Source organism: Streptomyces sp. NPDC031554, from assembly GCF_055580685.1.
This window is the reverse complement of record NZ_JBVIKX010000020.1, coordinates 89,786-108,305: the sequence shown is the minus strand read 5'-3', so window position 1 is coordinate 108,305 and position 18,520 is coordinate 89,786. Positions and strand designations below refer to the sequence as shown.

The 18,520-nt window shown below is 75.3% G+C and carries 20 protein-coding genes; 10 read left to right on the top strand and 10 right to left on the bottom strand.

Translation table 11 applies throughout. The features are described 5' to 3' along the window. Window positions 1–243: 243 nt before the first annotated feature. Window positions 244–1,125: a hypothetical protein gene (locus tag ACZ5FU_RS33910; protein WP_451528464.1), complete on the bottom strand. Its 882-nt coding sequence runs from the start codon at window positions 1,123–1,125 to the stop codon at window positions 244–246. A 233-nt stretch (window positions 1,126–1,358) separates the two neighbouring features. On the opposite strand from ACZ5FU_RS33910, the gene ACZ5FU_RS33905 reads away from it, so the two are divergent. Together ACZ5FU_RS33905 and ACZ5FU_RS33900 are read left to right on the top strand one after the other, a co-directional pair. Further along, entirely contained in the window at window positions 1,359–3,422 is a 2,064-nt protein-coding gene (locus ACZ5FU_RS33905; protein WP_451780483.1) for a SpoIIE family protein phosphatase, read from the top strand. A 272-nt stretch (window positions 3,423–3,694) separates the two neighbouring features. Beyond that, on the top strand, window positions 3,695–4,111 hold the full coding sequence (locus ACZ5FU_RS33900; RefSeq protein ID WP_451780486.1) for a MarR family winged helix-turn-helix transcriptional regulator: 417 nt from the start codon (window positions 3,695–3,697) through the stop codon (window positions 4,109–4,111). Window positions 4,112–4,156: 45 nt separating this feature from the next. On the opposite strand, the gene ACZ5FU_RS33895 is transcribed toward ACZ5FU_RS33900, so the two are convergent. Next, window positions 4,157–4,867 (bottom strand): GNAT family N-acetyltransferase, encoded by a 711-nt coding sequence (locus ACZ5FU_RS33895; RefSeq protein ID WP_451528466.1) that lies wholly within the window; start codon window positions 4,865–4,867, stop codon window positions 4,157–4,159. A 386-nt stretch (window positions 4,868–5,253) separates the two neighbouring features. Here ACZ5FU_RS33895 and ACZ5FU_RS33890 point away from each other — a divergent pair, with 386 nt between their 5' ends. The 6 genes from ACZ5FU_RS33890 (at window position 5,254) to ACZ5FU_RS33865 (ending at window position 10,636) form a co-directional block, all read left to right on the top strand. Then, window positions 5,254–5,859, top strand: a complete 606-nt coding sequence (locus ACZ5FU_RS33890) for a sulfite oxidase-like oxidoreductase (RefSeq protein WP_451528467.1) — start codon at window positions 5,254–5,256, stop codon at window positions 5,857–5,859. Further along, complete coding sequence (locus ACZ5FU_RS33885; protein WP_451528468.1) at window positions 5,852–6,607, top strand: ferredoxin reductase; 756 nt, start codon at window positions 5,852–5,854, stop codon at window positions 6,605–6,607. Before ACZ5FU_RS33890 ends, ACZ5FU_RS33885 begins: the two co-directional genes overlap by 8 nt. A 245-nt stretch (window positions 6,608–6,852) precedes the next feature. Continuing rightward, entirely contained in the window at window positions 6,853–7,437 is a 585-nt protein-coding gene (locus tag ACZ5FU_RS33880) for an Rv1733c family protein (protein ID WP_451528469.1), read from the top strand. Window positions 7,438–7,547: 110 nt separating this feature from the next. Then, window positions 7,548–8,516 carry an acetylxylan esterase gene (locus ACZ5FU_RS33875; RefSeq protein ID WP_451528470.1) on the top strand — a complete coding sequence of 323 codons (969 nt, stop codon included), beginning with the start codon at window positions 7,548–7,550 and terminating at the stop codon, window positions 8,514–8,516. Window positions 8,517–8,620: 104 nt separating this feature from the next. Next, a complete protein-coding gene (locus ACZ5FU_RS33870) occupies window positions 8,621–9,784 on the top strand; it encodes a serine hydrolase domain-containing protein (protein ID WP_451528471.1) in 1,164 nt (387 codons plus the stop codon). Between the two features lie 123 nt (window positions 9,785–9,907). Continuing rightward, window positions 9,908–10,636, top strand: a complete 729-nt coding sequence (locus ACZ5FU_RS33865; RefSeq protein ID WP_469047740.1) for a GntR family transcriptional regulator — start codon at window positions 9,908–9,910, stop codon at window positions 10,634–10,636. Between the two features lie 31 nt (window positions 10,637–10,667). On the opposite strand, the gene ACZ5FU_RS33860 is transcribed toward ACZ5FU_RS33865, so the two are convergent. Both ACZ5FU_RS33860 and ACZ5FU_RS33855 read right to left on the bottom strand, forming a co-directional pair. Further along, the gene (locus tag ACZ5FU_RS33860; RefSeq protein ID WP_451528473.1) at window positions 10,668–11,393 is read right to left on the bottom strand and encodes a class I SAM-dependent methyltransferase; all 726 of its coding nucleotides are present in this window, start codon (window positions 11,391–11,393) and stop codon (window positions 10,668–10,670) included. Between the two features lie 5 nt (window positions 11,394–11,398). Then, window positions 11,399–11,968: a PadR family transcriptional regulator gene (locus tag ACZ5FU_RS33855; protein ID WP_451528474.1), complete on the bottom strand. Its 570-nt coding sequence runs from the start codon at window positions 11,966–11,968 to the stop codon at window positions 11,399–11,401. Between the two features lie 70 nt (window positions 11,969–12,038). On the opposite strand from ACZ5FU_RS33855, the gene ACZ5FU_RS33850 reads away from it, so the two are divergent. Then, a complete protein-coding gene (locus ACZ5FU_RS33850) occupies window positions 12,039–12,437 on the top strand; it encodes a nuclear transport factor 2 family protein (RefSeq protein WP_451528475.1) in 399 nt (132 codons plus the stop codon). Window positions 12,438–12,498: 61 nt separating this feature from the next. Here ACZ5FU_RS33850 and ACZ5FU_RS33845 read toward each other — a convergent pair whose 3' ends face one another. Then, window positions 12,499–13,422, bottom strand: a complete 924-nt coding sequence (locus ACZ5FU_RS33845) for a hypothetical protein (protein ID WP_468645387.1) — start codon at window positions 13,420–13,422, stop codon at window positions 12,499–12,501. 376 nt (window positions 13,423–13,798) lie between these two features. Here ACZ5FU_RS33845 and ACZ5FU_RS33840 point away from each other — a divergent pair, with 376 nt between their 5' ends. Beyond that, the gene (locus tag ACZ5FU_RS33840) at window positions 13,799–14,998 is read left to right on the top strand and encodes a D-alanyl-D-alanine carboxypeptidase family protein (RefSeq protein WP_469047739.1); all 1,200 of its coding nucleotides are present in this window, start codon (window positions 13,799–13,801) and stop codon (window positions 14,996–14,998) included. Window positions 14,999–15,113: 115 nt separating this feature from the next. Here ACZ5FU_RS33840 and ACZ5FU_RS33835 read toward each other — a convergent pair whose 3' ends face one another. The 5 genes from ACZ5FU_RS33835 to crcB (ACZ5FU_RS33815) form a co-directional block, all read right to left on the bottom strand. Then, window positions 15,114–16,130, bottom strand: coding sequence for an asparaginase (locus ACZ5FU_RS33835; protein ID WP_451528478.1), 1,017 nt, complete (start codon window positions 16,128–16,130; stop codon window positions 15,114–15,116). A 242-nt stretch (window positions 16,131–16,372) separates the two neighbouring features. Further along, complete coding sequence (locus ACZ5FU_RS33830) at window positions 16,373–17,068, bottom strand: FadR/GntR family transcriptional regulator (RefSeq protein ID WP_451528549.1); 696 nt, start codon at window positions 17,066–17,068, stop codon at window positions 16,373–16,375. A gap of 202 nt (window positions 17,069–17,270) precedes the next feature. Next, complete coding sequence (gene crcB, locus ACZ5FU_RS33825; RefSeq protein ID WP_451528479.1) at window positions 17,271–17,645, bottom strand: fluoride efflux transporter CrcB; 375 nt, start codon at window positions 17,643–17,645, stop codon at window positions 17,271–17,273. Further along, window positions 17,642–18,016 carry a DUF190 domain-containing protein gene (locus ACZ5FU_RS33820; protein WP_468645384.1) on the bottom strand — a complete coding sequence of 125 codons (375 nt, stop codon included), beginning with the start codon at window positions 18,014–18,016 and terminating at the stop codon, window positions 17,642–17,644. The genes crcB (ACZ5FU_RS33825) and ACZ5FU_RS33820 overlap by 4 nt, the downstream gene beginning before the upstream one ends. Continuing rightward, window positions 18,013–18,468, bottom strand: a complete 456-nt coding sequence (gene crcB, locus ACZ5FU_RS33815; protein ID WP_451528550.1) for a fluoride efflux transporter CrcB — start codon at window positions 18,466–18,468, stop codon at window positions 18,013–18,015. Before crcB (ACZ5FU_RS33815) ends, ACZ5FU_RS33820 begins: the two co-directional genes overlap by 4 nt. Between the last annotated feature and the right edge of the window lie 52 nt (window positions 18,469–18,520).

The window sequence follows — 18,520 nt, the reverse complement described above, 5'->3', positions numbered from 1 at the left end:
GTTTGGGGGTGGTGGGGTGTGGGGGGGGGGTTGGGGTGGGGTGGGGTGGGCGGGGCGGCGGGGTTGTTTTGTGGGGGGGGGGGGGGGGGGGGGTTGGGGTGGGGGGGGGGGGGGGGGGGGGGGGGGGGGGGGGCCCCCCCCCCCCCCCGCGCCACATCCCAAGAAAAGCACCACTTTCCCGGCCGGGCACCAGCGGGACGCCCCGTCGGGGAGCCGGCCGTCGCCCGTGCGCGGGGCGGGGCGTCAGCGCGTGAGGCGGTAGGTCATGCTGTCCGTCAGCACGCAGAAGCCGGGTGAGACGACGATCACCCGCAGGGTGCCGGTGCGCCGGTCGTAGTCGATCCCCTCGGCCTCGAAGGAGCCCGTGCAGGAGCTGCGCAGCGGCAGCTGGCGCAGGGCGGTGACGTGGCCGTCCACGTCACCGGAGCCGCTCGGCTCGGCCGACAGGTCGATCCGCAGCAGCGGCTTGGTCATGCCGAAGAGGGTGCCCGCCGGGTCGTCGGAGGAGCACAGCAGGGTGGTCGGGCCGGTGAAGTCGCAGCCCTGGACGTCGCGCACCGCGTGGTCGAGGTGGACCGTGGCGGCCTGCGGCAGGTTCGCCGAGGGCGAGGTGCTCGGGTTGACGCCGGGGGTCGGCAGGACGATCAGCCGGGTCATGGTGCCCCACTCCCCGGTGAGCATCCACCGGCCGCCCGGGGTGACGGCCACCCAGGAGTTGTTCAGGGCCTCGCCGGGGCCGAGCGCGTGCACGTACTCCGACCAGCCGCCGTCCGGCGCCTGCACGCGGTACATCTTCGAGGTGCCGGAGTCCCGCTGGTAGGGCTCGATGTAGTGGCCGTCGTAGGAGGCGTCGGGGTCGCCGACGTGGTTCCAGCCCCGGATGCCCACCCCCCACGGAACGGTGCCGATGCCGGTGTAGCGGTTGGCGCTGTTCGCGGGGACCTCGACCGAGGCCAGGCCCTGGCTCTCGGTCAACGGGTCGGCGCGGTCGGAGCCGACCTCGGTCCAGGTGTCGGCGGCCGCGGCGGGCGGGGCGGCGCCGAGGGCCGCGGCGGCGACCGTGGCCAGGGCGATCAGGGCGGTGCGCAGGGCGGGACGGCGTCCGCGGGCGGGGCGCAGGGGCATGGGTCTCCTCAGACGGGGGGCGGGGTGCGCGCTCGGCGGACAGTGTGGCCAACTTCGGTAGTCATGTACAGACCAATCAGGAGGACCGGGGTGGACCGTGCGGAGAACAGCGCGCGCCGCTGTACTGGAGGAGCATGGGAACGGTGTCCCCGGCGTGGCAGAGAACGGTTCGGCGCGGCGGAACCGGCACGGGGGACGACGTGCCGCGTCGACGTACGGAGGCGGTGCGTGACATGGGTGCAGCCGGACCGACCACGGGCGGGGCCGGTGGCCCGACGGGGCCCAGCGGCCTGCTGGACGTGCTCAACGTGGCCTCGGTCGTGCTGGACGCCGAGGGCCGCATCGTGCTGTGGAGCCCGCAGGCCGAGGAACTGTTCGGCTATCCGGCCGCGGAGGCGCTGGGACGCTACGCGGCCCACGTGATGGTCCACGAACGGCACGTCGAACTGGTCGTGAAGCTGTTCACCGACGTCATGGCGACCGGCCGCAGCTGGGAGGGCGCCTTCCCCGTCCGGCGCAAGGACGGCAGCACGCGCCTCGTGGAGTTCCGCAACATGCGGCTCGTCGACGACCGCGGCGACGTCTACGCCCTCGGTCTGGCCGCCGACCGCTCCACGGTGCGCCGCCTGGAGCGGGACGTGGCCCTGTCGGCGCGCATGGTCGCCCAGTCCCCCATCGGCCTCGCCGTGCTCGACACCCGGCTGCGGTACGTGTCGGTCAACCCGGCGCTGGAGCGCATCGACGGCGTCCCCGCCGGGGAGCACCTCGGCCGGACCGTCCACGACGTGCTCCCGCTGCTGGACACCGGGGCCGTGGAGGCGGCGGCCCGCGAGGTGCTGCGGACGGGGGTGCCGCTCGTCGACCGGCCCGCGACCGGGCGTCTGCCCGCCGACCCGGACCGGGACCGCGCCCTGTCCGTGTCGCTGTACCGGCTGGAGGACGCCCGCGGCACGGTGCTGGGCGTCGCCCTCTCCGTCGTCGACGTCACCGACCGGTACCGCGCCGGCGTCGAGGCCGAGGCCGCGCGCCGCCGCCTCGCCCTGATCGCCGACGCCTCGGCCCGCATCGGCACCACCCTGGACCTGGAACGCACCGCCGACGAGCTGGCCGACGTGGCCGTGCCGGAGCTGGCCGACGTCGCCGCCGTGGACCTGCTCGACGCGGTGGTGGCGGGCCGGCGCACCAGCCTGGGGCCCGCGGAGCCCGCCGTGATCCGCGCCCTGGCCGTGCGCGCCGCCGACGCGCCGGACGCCCTGAGCGCGGCCGATCCGCCCGGCCGAACCGCCCGCTACGCACCCGAGCGGCTGGTCACCGAGTGCGTGCGCACCGGCCGGCCGGTCCTGGTGGCGCGGGTCGGGGACGAGGACCTGGCGCGCATCGCCCGCTCCCCGGAGGCCGCCGCAGTCCTGGCACGGGCGGGCGTCCACTCCTACCTCGCGGTGCCGCTCATCGCGCGCGGCGAGGTGCTGGGCGCCCTCGACCTCAAGCGGGCCCGCAATCCGCTGCCGTTCGGCCGCGACGACGTACTGCTCGCCCGGGAGCTGGCCGCCCGCGCGGCCGTGCAGATCGACAACGCCCGCTGGTACCAGAACGCCCGCGGTACCGCGCTCACCCTCCAGCGCAGCCTGCTGCCGAGCCACCCGCCGGTGACCGGTGGCCTGGAGGTGGCCTCGCGCTACCAGCCGGCCGGCGCCACCACCGAGGTGGGCGGCGACTGGTTCGACGTCATCACCCTGGCGGACGGCGGGACCGCCCTGGTCGTGGGCGACGTCATGGGCAGCGGCATCGACGCCGCCGCCACGATGGGCCGGCTGCGCACCGCCACGACCACGCTCGCCACCCTCGGCCTCGATCCGGCGGTGCTCCTGGAACACCTCGACCGGATCGCCTCGGGCCTGGACCACTTCATAGCGACCTGCCTGTACGTCGTCCACGACCCGCGCTCCGGTCGGTGCCGGATCGCCAACGCCGGGCACCTGCCGCCCGCACGCGTCCGGGACGGACGCCCGCCGGAACTGCTCGACCTGCCCACCGGGGCGCCGCTCGGGGTGGGCGGGGTGGCCTTCTCCTCCACCGACGTCGACTTCGGCCCCGGCGACCTGCTCGTGCTGTACACCGACGGGCTGGTGGAGACGCGCACGCACTCCCTCGACGAGCGTCTGGAACTGCTGCTGACGCTCCTCGACGAGCCGGGCCGCCCGCTGGAGGAGCTGTGCGACCTGCTGCTGCGGGCGCTGCACCACCCCGACAACCACGACGACGTGGCCCTGCTCGTGGCGCGCGCCCGGGCACGGTGACGCCGTACGCCCGCGCCGCGCGGTTTCTCCCCACCCGGTCCCGGCCGCGTGCCGGCGGCCCTCGCGGGCAGGCCGGGGCCGCCGGGCCGCGGCCGGCCGGCGACGCGTGCGGGGGGAGCGGTCCGGCCGCGCGGCGCTCCTGCGCGGCGGGCCCCAGTCGTCCCGCCGCTGCGCGCCCCCGTGCCAAGTTGTACGGTGCAACGAGTGGCCGGGACGACGGTGAGGGAGGCCAGGTGGACGCGGACGAGGCGGTGGAGACCATCCAGCGGGAGATGACGGTCTTCGCCCGGCGGGCCCGCGCCTCGGCCGGCCGGCTCCATCCCGAGCTGTCCCTGGTGTCGTACACGCTGCTCGGTCATCTGGAGGACAGCGGTGGCCGCCGGGCCACCGACCTGGCCGCGCACTACGCCCTGGACAAGTCCACCGTCAGCCGCCAGGTCTCCGCGCTGGAACGGGCCGGGCTGATCGAACGGCGCCAGGACCCCGCGGACCACCGCGTGCACGTCCTGCACCTCACCGACGCGGGCCGCGCCATCCTCGCCCAGGTCACCGAGAGCCGCCGCGCGGCCTTCCGCGAACGGCTCGCCGGGTGGCGGGAGGGCGACCTGGAGCGGTTCGCGGAGTACCTGGTGCGCTACAACGACCGGGGTCGGTCCGGGGGCGGGAGCGGGGCCTCGGACGGAGGCTGACTCCGTGCCGTCCCCGCTCCCGCGGCCCGCCGCCGACGGGACGCCCTACGCCGGCACGGCGTCCCGTTCGGGGGCCCGTGCCGCCAGGAACGCCGTCCTGCGGCGCAGCCGGAACCCGAGGGACTCGTAGAGGCGGATGGCACCGGTGTTGGCGGCGCCGGTGTGGAGGAACGGGGTCTCGCCGCGTTCGCGGATGCCGTGGGCGACGGCCAGGATCAGCCGGGTCGCCAGGCGGCGGCCCCGGACGGCGGGGTCGGTGCAGACGGCGCTGATCTCGGTCCAGCCCGGCGGGTGCAGCCGCTCGCCCGCCATGGCGACGAGGACGCCCTCGTGGCGGATCCCGAGATAGGTGCCCAGTTCGACGGTGCGGCGCTCGAAGGGGCCGGGCCGGGTGCGGGCGACGAGGTCGAGCATCTCGGGGACGTCGGCGGGACCGAGCCGGACCGCCTCGGGGTCCGGCCCGGCCGCCAGTTCCTCGCCGACGAACTGCACGCCCTCGACGCGCTGGGTGATCTCCCAGCCGGCCGGCACCTCCCCGCGGAAGCCGAGCAGGGGAACCTCCCCGCCGGGGCCGGCCAGCGCGGCCAGGTCCGCCCAGTCGTCGGCGTCCGGGTCGTCGGGCAGGGCCAGCCAGGGCGTGACGTCGACGGGATAGCGCAGGATCCGGCCGCGACGCTCGGCGAACCGGGCGTGCGGGCCGGTGAGGGCGGCCAGGGCGGGGTTGTCCAGGACGTGCCGGGACACCGCCGGGCTCATACGGCCGCGCCGATCGCGGTCACGGCCTCGCGGCGGGTGCGGCCGCCTCCTGGCCCGTGCCGGTCCCGGCCCGTCCGGCCGTGGGCCGCGGCGGGTGTCCGGCCGGGTCCCGGGCCGGTCCGGTCCCCTCCGGGAGGCTCCTCGGTCCCCGGACCGCCGTACCGGGTGAAGACGTACGCCTTCGGCATTGCTCCCACTCTCCTTCGCTGCCGCCGGACCGCCGGGTCCGGAACGACTCGTGCAAGGGGGATCGCGGGTCGGCTATTCCCAGGGCGCCGCAGTGTTCACACGCAGTTGACGATCGACGGCCGGCGGGGGCCGGAGCACGGCCCGCTTGCCCTTACGGTTGAATGCGTCAGCAACCGCCGTCCTCACGCTGGAACCCCATGAACGTCACCCGAGGCTTCACCGGACGCCCCCGCGTCGACAACCCGGGCCTGCCCCCGGGCCAGTACGACGCGCGCGACGAGTGGCCCGTACTGTCCGCCGAGGTCACGCCCGACATCGCGCCCGCCGACTGGAGCCTGCGCGTCGACGGGCTGGTGGAGGCACCCCGCACCTGGGACCGGGAGCAGGTACACGCGCTGCCCGCCTCCTCCTACGACGGCGACATCCACTGCGTCACCGGCTGGTCGAAGTTCGGGGTGCGGTTCGGGGGCGTGTCGCTGGACTCCCTCCTGGCGGCGGTCCGGCCGCGGGCCTCCGCGACCCACGTCGTCGCGTACGCGCACACCGGGTACACCGCCAATCTGCCCCTCGCGGACCTCACCGGCGGCCGGGCGTGGATCGCCTTCGAGTACGGCGGGCGGCCGCTCTCCCCCGAGCACGGCGGCCCGGCCCGGCTGCTGGTGCCGCACCTGTACTTCTGGAAGAGCGTCAAGTGGATCGCCGGCCTGCGGCTCCTCGACCACGACGAGCCGGGCTTCTGGGAGCGCAACGGCTACCACGCGCGGGGCAACCCCTGGGAGGAGCAGAGGTACTCCGGTGACTGAGACCTTCACCGCGCCGACCCGGTTCGCGGTGCCCGGCCGCATCGCCGTCAGCGAGCGGGCCGCGTCGGTGTGGCAGACGGCCACGATCACGCGGATCCGCCGCGAGACGCCGTACGCGTCCACCTTCCGCCTCGCGGTGCCCGACTGGGAGGGGCACCTGCCGGGGCAGCACCTGATGCTGCGGCTGCGGGCCCCGGACGGCTACCTCGCCCAGCGGCACTACTCGATCGCCTCGGCGCCCGACGACACCGGACACATCGAGCTGACCCTGGACCACGTCGACGGCGGCGAGGTGTCCGGCTGGTTCCACACCGTGGCGGCGCCCGGCGACGAGATCGAGGTCCGGGGCCCGCTGAGCGGCTTCTTCGCCTGGCCCGGCGACCGGCCCGCGCTGCTGATCGGCGCCGGTTCCGGGGTGGTCCCGCTGATGTCGATGGTGCGCCACCACCGGAACCGGCGCCTGACGGTGCCGCTGCGGCTGCTGGTGTCCGCGCGCGGCCCCGGGGAACTGATCTACGCGCGCGAGTACGGCGCGGAGACGACGCCCGTGTTCACGCGGAGCGCGCCGGAGGGCACGCCCGTGGGCCGGCTCGCGGCCGGCCACCTGGCGCCGCTGTTCGCGCAGCGGCCGGAGGGCGGCTGGGAGGCGTACGTGTGCGGGTCCAACGGGTTCGCCGAGCACGCCTCCCGGCTGCTGGTGGCGGCGGGGCAGCCGGTGGAGCGGATCCGGATCGAGCGGTTCGGCTGACGGCCCCCGCCGGCCGCCTCCCGGTGCGGGGGCGGCCGCCACCGGCACCGGCCCCGCTTCCCCCGGTCCGGAGCCGACGCCCGCAGCCGATGTCCGCGGCCGATGTCCACGGCCGGCTCCCCCGCCTGCGGCCCTGGCACCACCGGCTTCGACCTCTCCGGTCCGCCGCGAAGGTGAAACGATTCCTCCTGGAGGGGTGTCCGCTCCTCGCGGGTACTCCTCCGCGCGACGGCGAGGAGGTCGACATGCGAAGCGGGCTGCGCGACCGGCTCCGGCGGGACAATCCCCTGCGGCGCCGTTCGGACGTCGTGGAGGCGTGGACGGTACTGGTGGTCGCGGTACTGGTCCTGATCGGCGCGCCCCTCGCCGGGGCGCTCACCGGCCGGTGGGCCCACGAGGACGCGCGGGCCGTGGCGGCCGAGCAGCGGGCCGAGCGGCACCGGGTGCGGGCCGAGGTCGTGGGACGGCCGCCGGAGGCGCCGCCGACGGCGGAGGGCGTCCGGGAGCAGCGACCGCGGATCGCCGTGCGCTGGACGGAGCCCGGCGCGGGCCCGCGGACGGCCACCGCGCTCGTGCCCGCCGGGACCCGCCGGGGGGACCGGGTCGACGTGTGGTTCGACGCCCGGGGCCGGAGCGTCCCGCCGCCGCCCGACGACGCGGCGGTGTGGCAGCACACGCTGACGCTGGGGGTGGCGACGGCGGGCGGCTCGGCCGCCGCGGTGCTGCTCGGGCACGTGGTCCTGCGCCGGGTGGCACTGCGGCACCGGCTGGCGGAATGGGACCGGGAGTGGGCGCGCACGGGGCCCGAGTGGAGCAGGCGAAGCGCCTGAGGACGGCGGCCGGGACGGCATCGGGCCTGGTCCCGGGGGCTGGTAAGCGCTACCACCGCCCACGTACGGTGTGATCATCCGTACGGCCACTCATCACAAGGCGGTTGCTCATGGCCCTGTTCGACCTGTCCCTGGAGGAACTCCACGAGTACCGCAGCGGATCAGCCGAGCCGGAGGACTTCGACGCGTTCTGGTCCAGGACCCTCCAGGAGGCCCGTGCGCACGACCTGGACGCCCGCTTCGAGCCGGTCGACACGGGGCTGGCGACGGTACGGGTCTTCGACGTGACGTTCGCCGGGTACGGCGGCCACCCGGTCAAGGGCTGGCTGACCCTGCCCGCGGCGACGGAGGAACCGGTGCCGCTGGTCGTGGAGTTCGTCGGTTACGGCGGGGGCCGCGGCCTGCCCCACGAGCACCTGCTGTGGGCGTCGACGGGACGCGCGCACTTCATCATGGACACCCGCGGCCAGGGCAGTGCCTGGGGCGGTGGCGGCGGCACCGCCGACCCGGTGGGTGCCGGGCCCGCCTTCCCCGGCTTCATGACGCGCGGCATCGAGGCGCCCGACGGCTACTACTACCGCCGGGTGTTCACCGACGCGGTCCGCGCGGTCGAGGCGGCCCGTTCGCACCCGTTGACGGACGCGACGCGGACCGTGGCGCTCGGCGCGAGCCAGGGCGGCGGCATCACGCTCGCCGTGGGCGGTCTGGTGCCGGACCTGGCGGCGGTCGCGCCGGACGTGCCGTTCCTGTGCGACTTCCCGCGCGCGGCGACGCTGACGGACCGTCACCCCTACCGGGAGATCGGCCTGTTCCTCAAGACGCACCGCGGCCGCACGCAGGACGTGCTGCGCACCCTGTCCTACTTCGACGGTGTGCACTTCGCCTCCCGCGGCTCGGCGCCGGCCCTGTTCTCGGTGGCCCTGGAGGACCAGACGTGTCCGCCGTCGACGGTGTTCGCGGCCTTCAACGCGTGGGCGCACGAGGACCGGACGATCGAGGTGTACGACTTCAACGACCACGAGGGCGGCGGCCCGTACCACGAGGCGGCCAAGGTGCGCTGGCTGCGCTCGTACGCGTGAGGTCCTGATCGCCGCCTTCCCTCCCGTCCGACCAGTCGGTACGTTCAGGGGGTTCCGGGCCGGGGAGCTGCGGCCCGGGGGTGACGGCGGACCACGGAGGACCCATGACCGAGCAGGTGCCTGAGGTGCACGGCCACTGCGACGAGCGTTTCGCGGCGGTGCGCACCGCGTTCGAGGAGAACTTCCGGGAGCGGGGTGAACTGGGGGCCGCCGTGACCGTCACGGTCGGCGGCGCGACCGTGGCCGACCTGTGGGGCGGCTGGGCCGACGGGGCGCGCACGCGCGCGTGGGAGCAGGACACCCTGGTCAACGTGTGGTCGACGTCGAAGGGGCCGACCGCGCTGTGCGCGCACCTCCTGGCCGACCGGGGCCTGCTCGACCTCGACGCCCCGGTCGCCGCGTACTGGCCGGAGTTCGCCGCGGCGGGCAAGGAGGGCGTCCTGGTGCGGCACCTGCTGTCGCACCGCGCGGGTCTGCCGGGGCTGCGCGAGCCGCACACGCTGGAGCAGCTCTACGACTGGGAGCTGACCACCGCCCGCCTCGCGGCGACGGAGCCCTGGTGGGAACCGGGCACCCGGTCCGGCTACCACGCGCTCACCTACGGCTTCCTGGTCGGCGAGGTCGTGCGGCGCGTCACGGGGCTGTTGCCGGGCGCCTTCCTGGAGCGGGAGGTGACGGGGCCGCTGGGGATCGACTTCACCATCGGGCTGCCGGAGGAGGAGGCCGGGCGGGTGGCGGAGCTGGTGCATCCGCCCGCCGCGTCGGACAGCGAACAGGCCGCCCTCTTCAGCCGGCTGGCGCCCGCGGCCGTCGCCGCGCTGGCCAATCCCCCGGCGGGCGCCGAGGAGGCGAACACCCCCGCCTGGCGGGCCGCGGAGATCCCGGCCGCGAACGGCCACGGCACCGCGCGGGCGGTCGCCGCCCTCTACGGGGTACTGGCGGGCGGCTCCCCGGGCGGCCGGCGCGTGCTGTCCCCCGAGGCGGCCGAGCGGGTGCGCGAGGGCCAGGGCAGCTGCCGGGACCTGGTGCTGGGCGCCGGCCTCGGCCAGGACACGGAGATCGGGCTCGGCCTGTGGCTGAGCGGCCCGCACGGCTCCTACGGGCCCAACCCGCGGGCTTTCGGACACGACGGCTTCGGCGGTTCGTGCGGTCTCGCCGATCCGGAGGCCGGGCTGTCGCTGGGGTACGTGATGAACCGCATGGGGCCCCACATCGCGGACGATCCGCGCAAGACGGCGCTGGTGGAGGCCGTGTACAGCGCGCTGTGAGGAGGCGGCGGGCGGTCCGTTTCCGGCCGTTCGGGCCGCCCGCCCTTCCCTGGTGGTTTAGACCAATGCTAGATCTGGTGGCGCACAAGCCCGCACGGCACGTCACCCCAGGAGGCGCGCGGCATGGCCCGCACCATCCCCCACGATCAGCCCCTCTACCGGCTCATAGCGAAGGAGTTGCTCGGCGAGCTGCGCGACGGCACCATCCCGCCCGGTGAACGGCTCCCCGCCGAAAGGCAGTTGGCGGAGCACTTCGGGGTCAGCCGGGTGACCGTACGGCAGGCGCTGGAGGTGCTGCGCCGCGACGGACAGGTCGCCACCGACCGGCGCGGCAGTCACGCCGTCCTGCCGGGAGCGCAGGTCGCCGACCCCGCCTGGCTCACCTTCCCCGTCGGCTCCCGGTCCGCGGACGGTCTCTGCGCGGCGGACCGCACGGCGCTGAGCTGGGAGCCGCCCCCGCCCGGGCACGTCACCGCGCTGGACCTCGCCCCGCACCGGCCGACACTGGTGCACCGCTACGAGTCGACGGGCGCCGACGGCCGCTCCCCGCGCACGGCCGTGACCTCCTTCTCGGCGGTGGCGCTCGCGGAGGTCGGGGAACTCGCCCGCTACCGCGACCGCACCGGCACCGACGGCTCCCCGCAGCTGCGGCGCGTCTACGACTGGATGCGGCGGGCCGGGCTGACCCTGCACCACCGGGACGCCATCACCCGTGCGGACGATGCCGCGTCGATGCGGGTGACCCGGCGCGTGCACGACCAGTACGCACGGCCGCTGGAGATCACCGACCTGGTGGTGGAGACCCGTCAGGAGGCGCTGGTGTACGCGTTCACCCTGCCGGCGGCGCGCTGACCCGGACCGCGTCGCCGCGCCCTCGCCCGTCTCAGCGTGCCCGGTGCGCCTCGACCATCCGCACCCGCGGGCTCCCGTCGCCCCGCGTCCCGAACTCGGGCAGGGTGCGCAGGTCCACCCGGAACCCGGCGCGCTCCAGCTCCCGGCGGACCTCGCCCAGCCGGAAGGCCCGGTAGTACATCACGAACGGGGGACGCCACACGGCGTTGCGGACCCGCATCACCGCGTCGAAGCCGAGGAGGGTCCAGAAGGCGGGGGTGGACGGCCGGGGCGGCGCGAGCACCGGGAACGCGAAGCGGCCGCCCGGCCGCAGCGCACCGTGGACCCCGGCGAACAGGCCGGGCAGTTCCGCGGGCAGGAAGTGGCCGAACGCGCCGAAGCTGACGACGAGGTCGAAGGCCTCCGTGAAGGGCAGGGCGCGCGCGTCCGCCCGCACCCAGGACACCCGGGGCCGCGGCGGCCGGGCACGCCCGCGGGCGACGTCGAGCATCCCGGCGCTGAAATCGACCCCGGTGACGCTGCCGCGGCAGAGCGTGGCCAGCGCGTCGACGCCGGCGCCGGTGCCGCAGCACAGGTCGAGGCCGTCGTCGTAGGAGCCGGTGCGGCGCAGGGCCGACGTGACCGCGTCGAGGACGGGGGCGGGGGTGCGGAACGGCGTGTGGTCGAACTTCGGCGCGAGGAGGTCGTAGCCGTGCTCGACGGACGACAGCGCCTGGACGGCGAGTTCGCGCAGCGTGGGGCCTTCGGGGCTGAACATCGGTGTCAGCCTACGGCGGTACGGTGCCGCAGGTGCACCACGGCCCGCTCGCACCAGCGCAGGTTCTCCTCCTCGAAGGCGATGCCGGCCATCAGCGTCAGGTAGGGACCGATCCGGTCGGCCTCGCGCAGGAACTCCTCCTCGGTGCGCCCGGCGAGGAGCCGCTCGCGCACCCGCAGGTAGCGGTCGAGTTTGGCGCGCGCCCAGCCCGCCCGTTCCTCGATCTGCGCGCAGGTCGTCGCGGGGTCGACGCCGACGCCGTCCATCGCCTGGACCTTGATGAGGAGTTCGTCCCGCACGGCGGTGGGCCGGCGCGGCGGTGCGGCGGCGAAGGCGCGCAGGTCCTCGCGGCCGGCCTCGGTGAGGGTGAACATCCGCTTGTCGGGCCGGCGTTCCTGCCGCACCACGCGCGCCGCGACCAGGCCGTCCCCCGCGAGGCGTTCCAGCTCGCGGTAGAGCTGCTGCGGGGTCGCGGGCCAGAAGTTCGCGAGGGAGACGTCGAAGACCTTGGACAGTTCGTAACCCGAGGCCTCGCCCTCCAGGAGGGCCGCCAGGACGGCGTACTTGAGCGACATGTGGACACGGTAACAGCAGGTGATTATTCTCATCCGCACCTAGACAACTATGTGACTATGAGGTGATCGGATGCGCGCGTTCCGGGAGGCGGTCGAGGCCGGCGACCTCGACGCGGTGGAGGCCCTGCTCGCCGAGGACGTGGTGTTCACCAGCCCGGTCGTCTTCAAGCCCTACCCCGGCAAGGCGATCACCGCGGCGATCCTGCGCGCGGTGGCGCAGGTCTTCGAGGACTTCCGGTACGAGGGGGAACTCGCCGGGGCGGACGGACGCGACCACGCGCTGGTGTTCAGCGCGCGCGTCGGCGAGCGGGAACTGGGCGGCTGCGACTTCATCCACCTGGACGAGGACGGGCTCATCGACCGGCTGACGGTGATGGTGCGGCCCCTGTCGGGCGCGCAGGCGCTCGCCGAGGCGATGGGGGCGCGGTTCGAGCAGATCGCGAAGGAGGCCGGGGCGCGCACCCGCTGAAGACACCGGTGGCCGGCCCTCGGGGTGAGCCCCGCGGGCCGGCCACCGCGCGTCGCGCGCGTCAGTCCTTGAGCTGCTCCAGCGTGGTCCTCGAGTCCGCCTTCAGCCAGTCGGTCACCTGCTCCAGCGACGGCGGGTCCTTGTCCTCGTCGTAGGAGGACAGGTAGGTGCTGTAGCTCATCGTGTACGTCGTCCAGCCGTCCCGGACGGCGAGCGTGGCGTAGAGCGAACCGCTGGTGGAGCCGCTGGTGGTGTCCTCGCTGACCAGGTAGGCCTCCTCCCCGATGTCCTCGACGGTCTCCACGTCGTAACCGGGGTACCTCTCGCGGTAGTTCTTCCACATGGCCGTGAACTCCGGCCCCGGGTCGGTCTCCTTGTGCAGGTCCACCTGGGTGGAGAGGTAGGCGTCGGCGTAGCTCGACCCGGTCTTCTTCAGGTTGATGCTGCAGTAACTCTCGTCGAGCGCCTCGTCCTTGAGGGAGTTGTGCGTCGGTGAGCCGTCGTCGTCCGGGTACTCCGTCCCGAAGGAGGAGTAGTCCGTGCTGGAGCAGAGGTTCGCCGGCGCCGTGTAGCCGCGCAGGTCCACGTCGGCGCTCTTCCCCCCGACCAGGAAGACGCCCGCGGCCCAGGCGGCCGAGGCGACGACCGCGCCCACGGCCACCCACAGCACCGCCCGTCCCGCCCCGCCGCCGGACGGTGGCGGCGGAACGGCCGGGTACGGGCCCTGCTGACCGTACGGATATCCGGCCGCCGGCTGTCCCGGCCCGCCGGGCGGGCCGGGGGGAAGCGGCTGGCCCGGCCCGCCGACCAGGGTCGGAGTGGCGTAGAAGTTCTGCTGGTCCGGCACGGGCGCGGCCGACGGCGGTGGGCTTCCCGCCGCTCCGGGGCCCGGCGACTGCGGATGCGGATACGGGTACGCGCTCGGAGGAGCCGGCGTCCCGGACGGCTGCTCGGGCTCCCGCGGAGGCGTGGGCGGCGTGGACATGATGTGAAGATAGTGCAGCCTGGCAGGTCAAGTCCCTTGTCCTGTCGGATCGTTATGGTCTGGGGACATCTGGTACCGATCGATGACATCGCGGTCCGGACCAGGGAGGAACCCTCCGGGGACACCAGGGGCGGGGCAGGCGCCGGAGCGGACGGGCACGCGGTTCTCCTCGCCGCGACGGCGCGGCGGGTGTCACGCTCCCTGTCAGCACCTGTGTACGCCTCCTCTTCCCGGGGCGCCGGTGCGGTTCCTCTCCTCTCTCGCTCGTCGCCGTTGTGCGCCACCGCCCCTCTCGCGTGCGGCATCCGGGTGCACGCGCCTCGACGTGCGGCACGGGCAGCGCGGGCGAGCTCCCCGCGATTCATACGTTGCTCGTATGACAATCGGATTCTCTTCTCGGGTCGCTGCCTCGGCCTGCGCACTCTGCGCGGCGGGCGTCCTGGTCCTCGGGCCCGCGGCCCTCGCCGCGCCGGCCGGCGCGGACCCCGGCCCGGCGGGCGGAGCGCGCGTGGCACCGCCGCGGCCCGCCCTGCTGTACCGCTCCGGCACCCAGGTCCGGCCGCGCCCGGGAGCCCCCGGCGTCCCGGACGTCTCCGCACGGTCGTGGCTGGTGGCCGACGCCGACACCGGCGACGTGCTCGCCGCGTCGAGCGCGCACCACAGGCTGCCTCCCGCGAGCACCTTGAAGACCCTGTTCGCCCTCACGGTGCTGCCGGTCCTGCCCGGCGGCATCCGGCACCGGGTCACCGAGGCCGAGCTCGCCGGGATCGGGGCCGGCAGCAGCCTGGTGGGAGTGGTCGAGGGGCAGTCGTACCAGGTCTCCGACCTGTGGCGGGGGGTGTTCCTCAACTCCGGCAACGACGCCGTGCGCGTGCTGGCCGCGCTCAACGGCGGCTGGGAGACCACGGCCGCCCGGATGCAGGCCAAGGCCCGCTCGCTCGGCGCCCTGGACACGCGGGTGCTCTCCCCGGACGGGTACGACGCCCCCGGCCAGGTGTCCTCCGCGTACGACCTCGCGGTGTTCGGACGGGCGGGGCTGCGCAACCCCGACTTCGCCCGGTACTGCGCCACCGTCGAGGCCCGGTTCCCGGCGCGCGACGGGGGGACGTACCCCATCGTCAACACCAACCGGCTGCTCAGCGGAGCGAGCGGGGTCGAGCCGTACCCCGGGCTGATCGGCATCAAGAACGGCTACACCAGCGATGCGGGCAACACCCTCGTGGCCGCGGCCCGGCGGGACGGCCGGACCCTCGTCGTGACCGTGCTCGACCCCCGGTCCGGCGGCGGCCTCGCCGTCTACGAGGAGGCGCGCGCGCTGCTCGACTGGGGGTTCGGGGCCGCCGGACGGGTCGACCCGGTGGGCTCGCTGGACGCCCTGCGGGCGCGGCCGAGACCGGGGCCGCGGGCGACGTCCGCCGCCACCGGCGCTCCCCCGGCCTCCTCGGCTCCCGCCGTCGCCGCGGCCGACGACGGGCCCGGCTGGTCGCAGGCGGCCGTCGTCGCGGGTGCCGCCGTGCTGGGCGGCGCCGCCGTCGCCCTGGTGCTGCGGTGCGAGATCCGCCGCGCGACGCGCTGACCGGCCGGCGGGGAGGACCGGGACGCGCGGGCGGGAACGGCCGGGGCCGACTCTCCCGGTGCGGCCGCGGCCGCCCCTGTCCCGGTCGCGCCGGCGGCTCGCGCACCGCCGGGGTTCACGCGCAGGCGGGCTGGACGACCGGGTCGAGGGCGCGGACCGCGCGGACGCCGCCGACGGGCCGGCCGCCGCCGAGGAGCTGCTCGCCGGCGAAGGGCGTGAGCAGCGCGGGGTCGACGCCCGCCCGGGCGAGGGCGGCCGCGGTGACCGGGACGCGGGCCCGGTTCGCGCCGTCGGAGATCTTCACGGCGACGGCGCGGCCGTCGGGGAGCGCGGCGACCTCGACGCCCTCGAAGCCGTCCTTGGCGAGCAGACCGGGGACGGCCCGCATCAGGGCGGCGACGTCCCGGCCGGAGCCGGAGGCCATCTCGGGGTGCTCGCGCATCGCGTCCGCCACCCGCGCCTCGGGTGTGCCGGGCACGGCGGTGGTGAGGCGGGCGACGGCACGCGCCAGACCGCTCAGGGAGACGGAGAAGAGCGGCGCGCCGCACCCGTCGACGGTCACCCGGGCGATCCGCTGACCGGTGAGGTCCTCGACGATCTCGGCGATCACCTGCTGGAGCGGGTGCCCGGGGTCGAGGTAACCGTCGAGGGACCAGCCGTTGAGCTTGCAGGTGTACAGCATGGCCGCGTGCTTGCCGGAGCAGTTCTGGGCGAGGCGCGAGGGCGAGCGGCCCTGCCGCGTCCAGGTGTCGCGGACGACCGGGTCGTAGGGCAGGTCCGGGACGTTGCGCAGGTCGTCCTCGATGACGCCGGCGAGTTCGAGGATGCGCCGGGTGCCGGCGAGGTGACGTTCCTCGCCGGAGTGGCTGGCGGCGGCGAGCGAGAGCAGTTCGCCGTCGAGCGGGAGTCCGGCGCGCACCATGGCGACGGCCTGGACGGGCTTGATCGCGGAGCGCGGGAGGAAGGCGGCCTCGACGTCACCGAGCCGGAGATCGGCCTCGCCGTCCGCGCCGAGGACGACGACGGAGCCGTAGTGGACGCCCTCGGTCACCCCGCCGCGGACGAGGTGGGCGACGGGGACGTGGAGGGGTTCGCGGATCACGGGCGCGTCGGCGAGAGGGCTGGTGTACATCACTGCCTGGTCACTTGGTGGGCGGGCGGGGCCGGCGGCGGGTTCGCGCGCCGGTCCCGGACGGGGGTCTTTCGTGCGGATCGGGCCGGTCGGACCGGATCAGTGAGCGGGGTCCGGTGCCGTGCCCCGCGGGGCACGGGAGGGCCGGTACGGGACGGGTCCGCCGAGGGCGGGCGCCGCGAGGGGGCGGAGACGGCCGCGGACCGCGTCCGCGGCGTCTGCGCGACGGAGCGTGGGGCGCGTCACGAGGTGCTGTCCGCTCGCGCCCGGGGCCCGCCCGCCGGGGCGGAGCCGGCGGGCGGGCGGCGCACGATGTCGGTGAGGGTCGTCTCGACGCGGTCGAGGTGGTGGCTCATGGCCGCCAGCGCGCCGGGCTCGGAGCCCTCGGCCAGCGCCTCGACGATGGCCCGGTGTTCGCGGTCGGACTGCTCGCGGCGCCCGCCCAGCTCGTTGAGGAAGGCCGACTGGCGTGCCAGGGCGTCGCGGATCTCCTCGATGACCCGGCGGAAGACCGGGTTCTGCGCGGCCTCGGCGACGGCGAGGTGGAAGAGGGTGTCCATCGCGACCCAGGCGGTGGTGTCGGTCTCCCGTTCCATCCGGTCCAGGAGGTGGGCCAGGTGGTCCAGGTTCTCCGGGGTGCGGCGGAGGGCCGCGTACCCGGCGACCGGGATCTCGACGTGACGGCGCACTTCGAGCAGGTCGCTGGCGGCGTAGTCGCCGAAGGTGGGGTCCCCGACGGCGTCGGCGACGACGAAGGTGCCCTTGCCGGTCCGGGAGACCGTCAGGCCCATGGTCTGGAGGGCACGCAGGGCCTCCCGCAGGACGGGCCGGGAGACCTCGAGGGTGCGGCACAGCTCCGCCTCGGAGGGGAGCTTGTCCCCGACGGCGTAGTGGCCGCGCTCGATGGCGCCGCGGAGGTGGGTGAGCACCGCCTCCATCGCGCTGACGCGACGGGGTGCCGGACCACCTGTCTGGCTGTCTGACAGGTTCACGGGGCTGATACTGCGCGCGGCCGGCGCCCCCTGTCAAGGCGGGCGAAAAGGGAGATTCAGCGCCCGTTCGGCGTGAAAGCGGATTTTCCGTCTCTGCCGGGACCGGGCACCGGCGCCCCGGGCCCGCCGGCCGCGGCGTGTCCCCCGGTCACGACCACACCGCCCGCGCGATCCACACCCCGGCGAAGGCGGCCCCCGAGCCCGCCGTCACACTGGCGACGACGTTCGCGGCGGCGTGCAGCGCCGCTCCGGTCTCGGTCAGTCGCAGCGTCTCGTAGGAGAAGGTGGAGTAGGTGGTCAGGGCCCCGCAGAAGCCGGTGCCGAGGAGGAGCCGCAGGGGGGAGCCGGCGGCACCGGCGAGGACGGCGCCGGTCACCAGGCCGAGGACGGCGCAGCCGACCACGTTGACGACGAAGGTGCCCCAGGGGAACACCGAGTCGTGCCGGGCCTGCACCGCGCGGTCGGTCAGGTACCGCAGGGGCGCGCCGGCCATCCCTCCGGCGACGACCAGCAGCCAGTTCACGACGGCCCCTCGCTCCCGGCGTCCGGTGCGTCCCGGTCGCGGCCGGCGTATCTGATGACCTCGCACGGGTCGAGGACGACGAGCCCCTCGGTGACCAGCTCGTCGAGCTGCGGCAGGAAGGCCCGCACGCGTTCCTCCGTGTCGACGACGACGACGGCGACCGGGAGGTCCTCGCTGAGGGAGAGCAGGCGCGTGGTGTGGATCAGCGAGGAGGCACCGAAGCCCTCGATGCCGCGGAAGACGCTGGCGCCCGCCAGGCCCGCCGCACGGGCCCGGTGCACGATCTCGGTGTAGAGGGGCTTGTGGTGCCAAGTGTCGTTCTCGCCGACGAAGACGGTCAGGCGCAGGGCGCCGCCGGTGAGCCTCGTCATCGCTGCCTCCGGGTCAGGGCGCGGCGCGTCGCGGTGGCCGCGAGCCACACCGCCGTGAGCGCCGCGAGGGGGGTCGCGGCCAGGTAGGCCAGCGCCGTGCGGGGGTGCCCCGTGTCGAACAGGCGCTGGAGGTCGACGGCGTAGGTGGAGAAGGTGGTGAAACCGCCGAGCACGCCGGTGGCGAAGAAGGGGCGGACGAGCCGGTGCACGGTCAGCGCCTCGGTGATCAGCACCAGGAACACCCCGATCACGGCGCAGCCGACGACGTTGACCCAGAAGGTCGTCCACGGGAACCCGCCCGCCGCCGAGGGCCACCACAGCGAGGCCGCGTAGCGGGCGGCGGCGCCCAGCCCGCCGCCGACCGCGACCACGGCGACCGCCGGCAGCTGCGCCGTCCCGGCCGGCCGGCGCCCGGCGCCGCTGCGGAGGCTCTCGGTCTCCGGGGCTGTCATGTCGTACGTCTCCTGCCTCGACCCCCGGTCGCCCCGGCTCGCGGGGTGATCA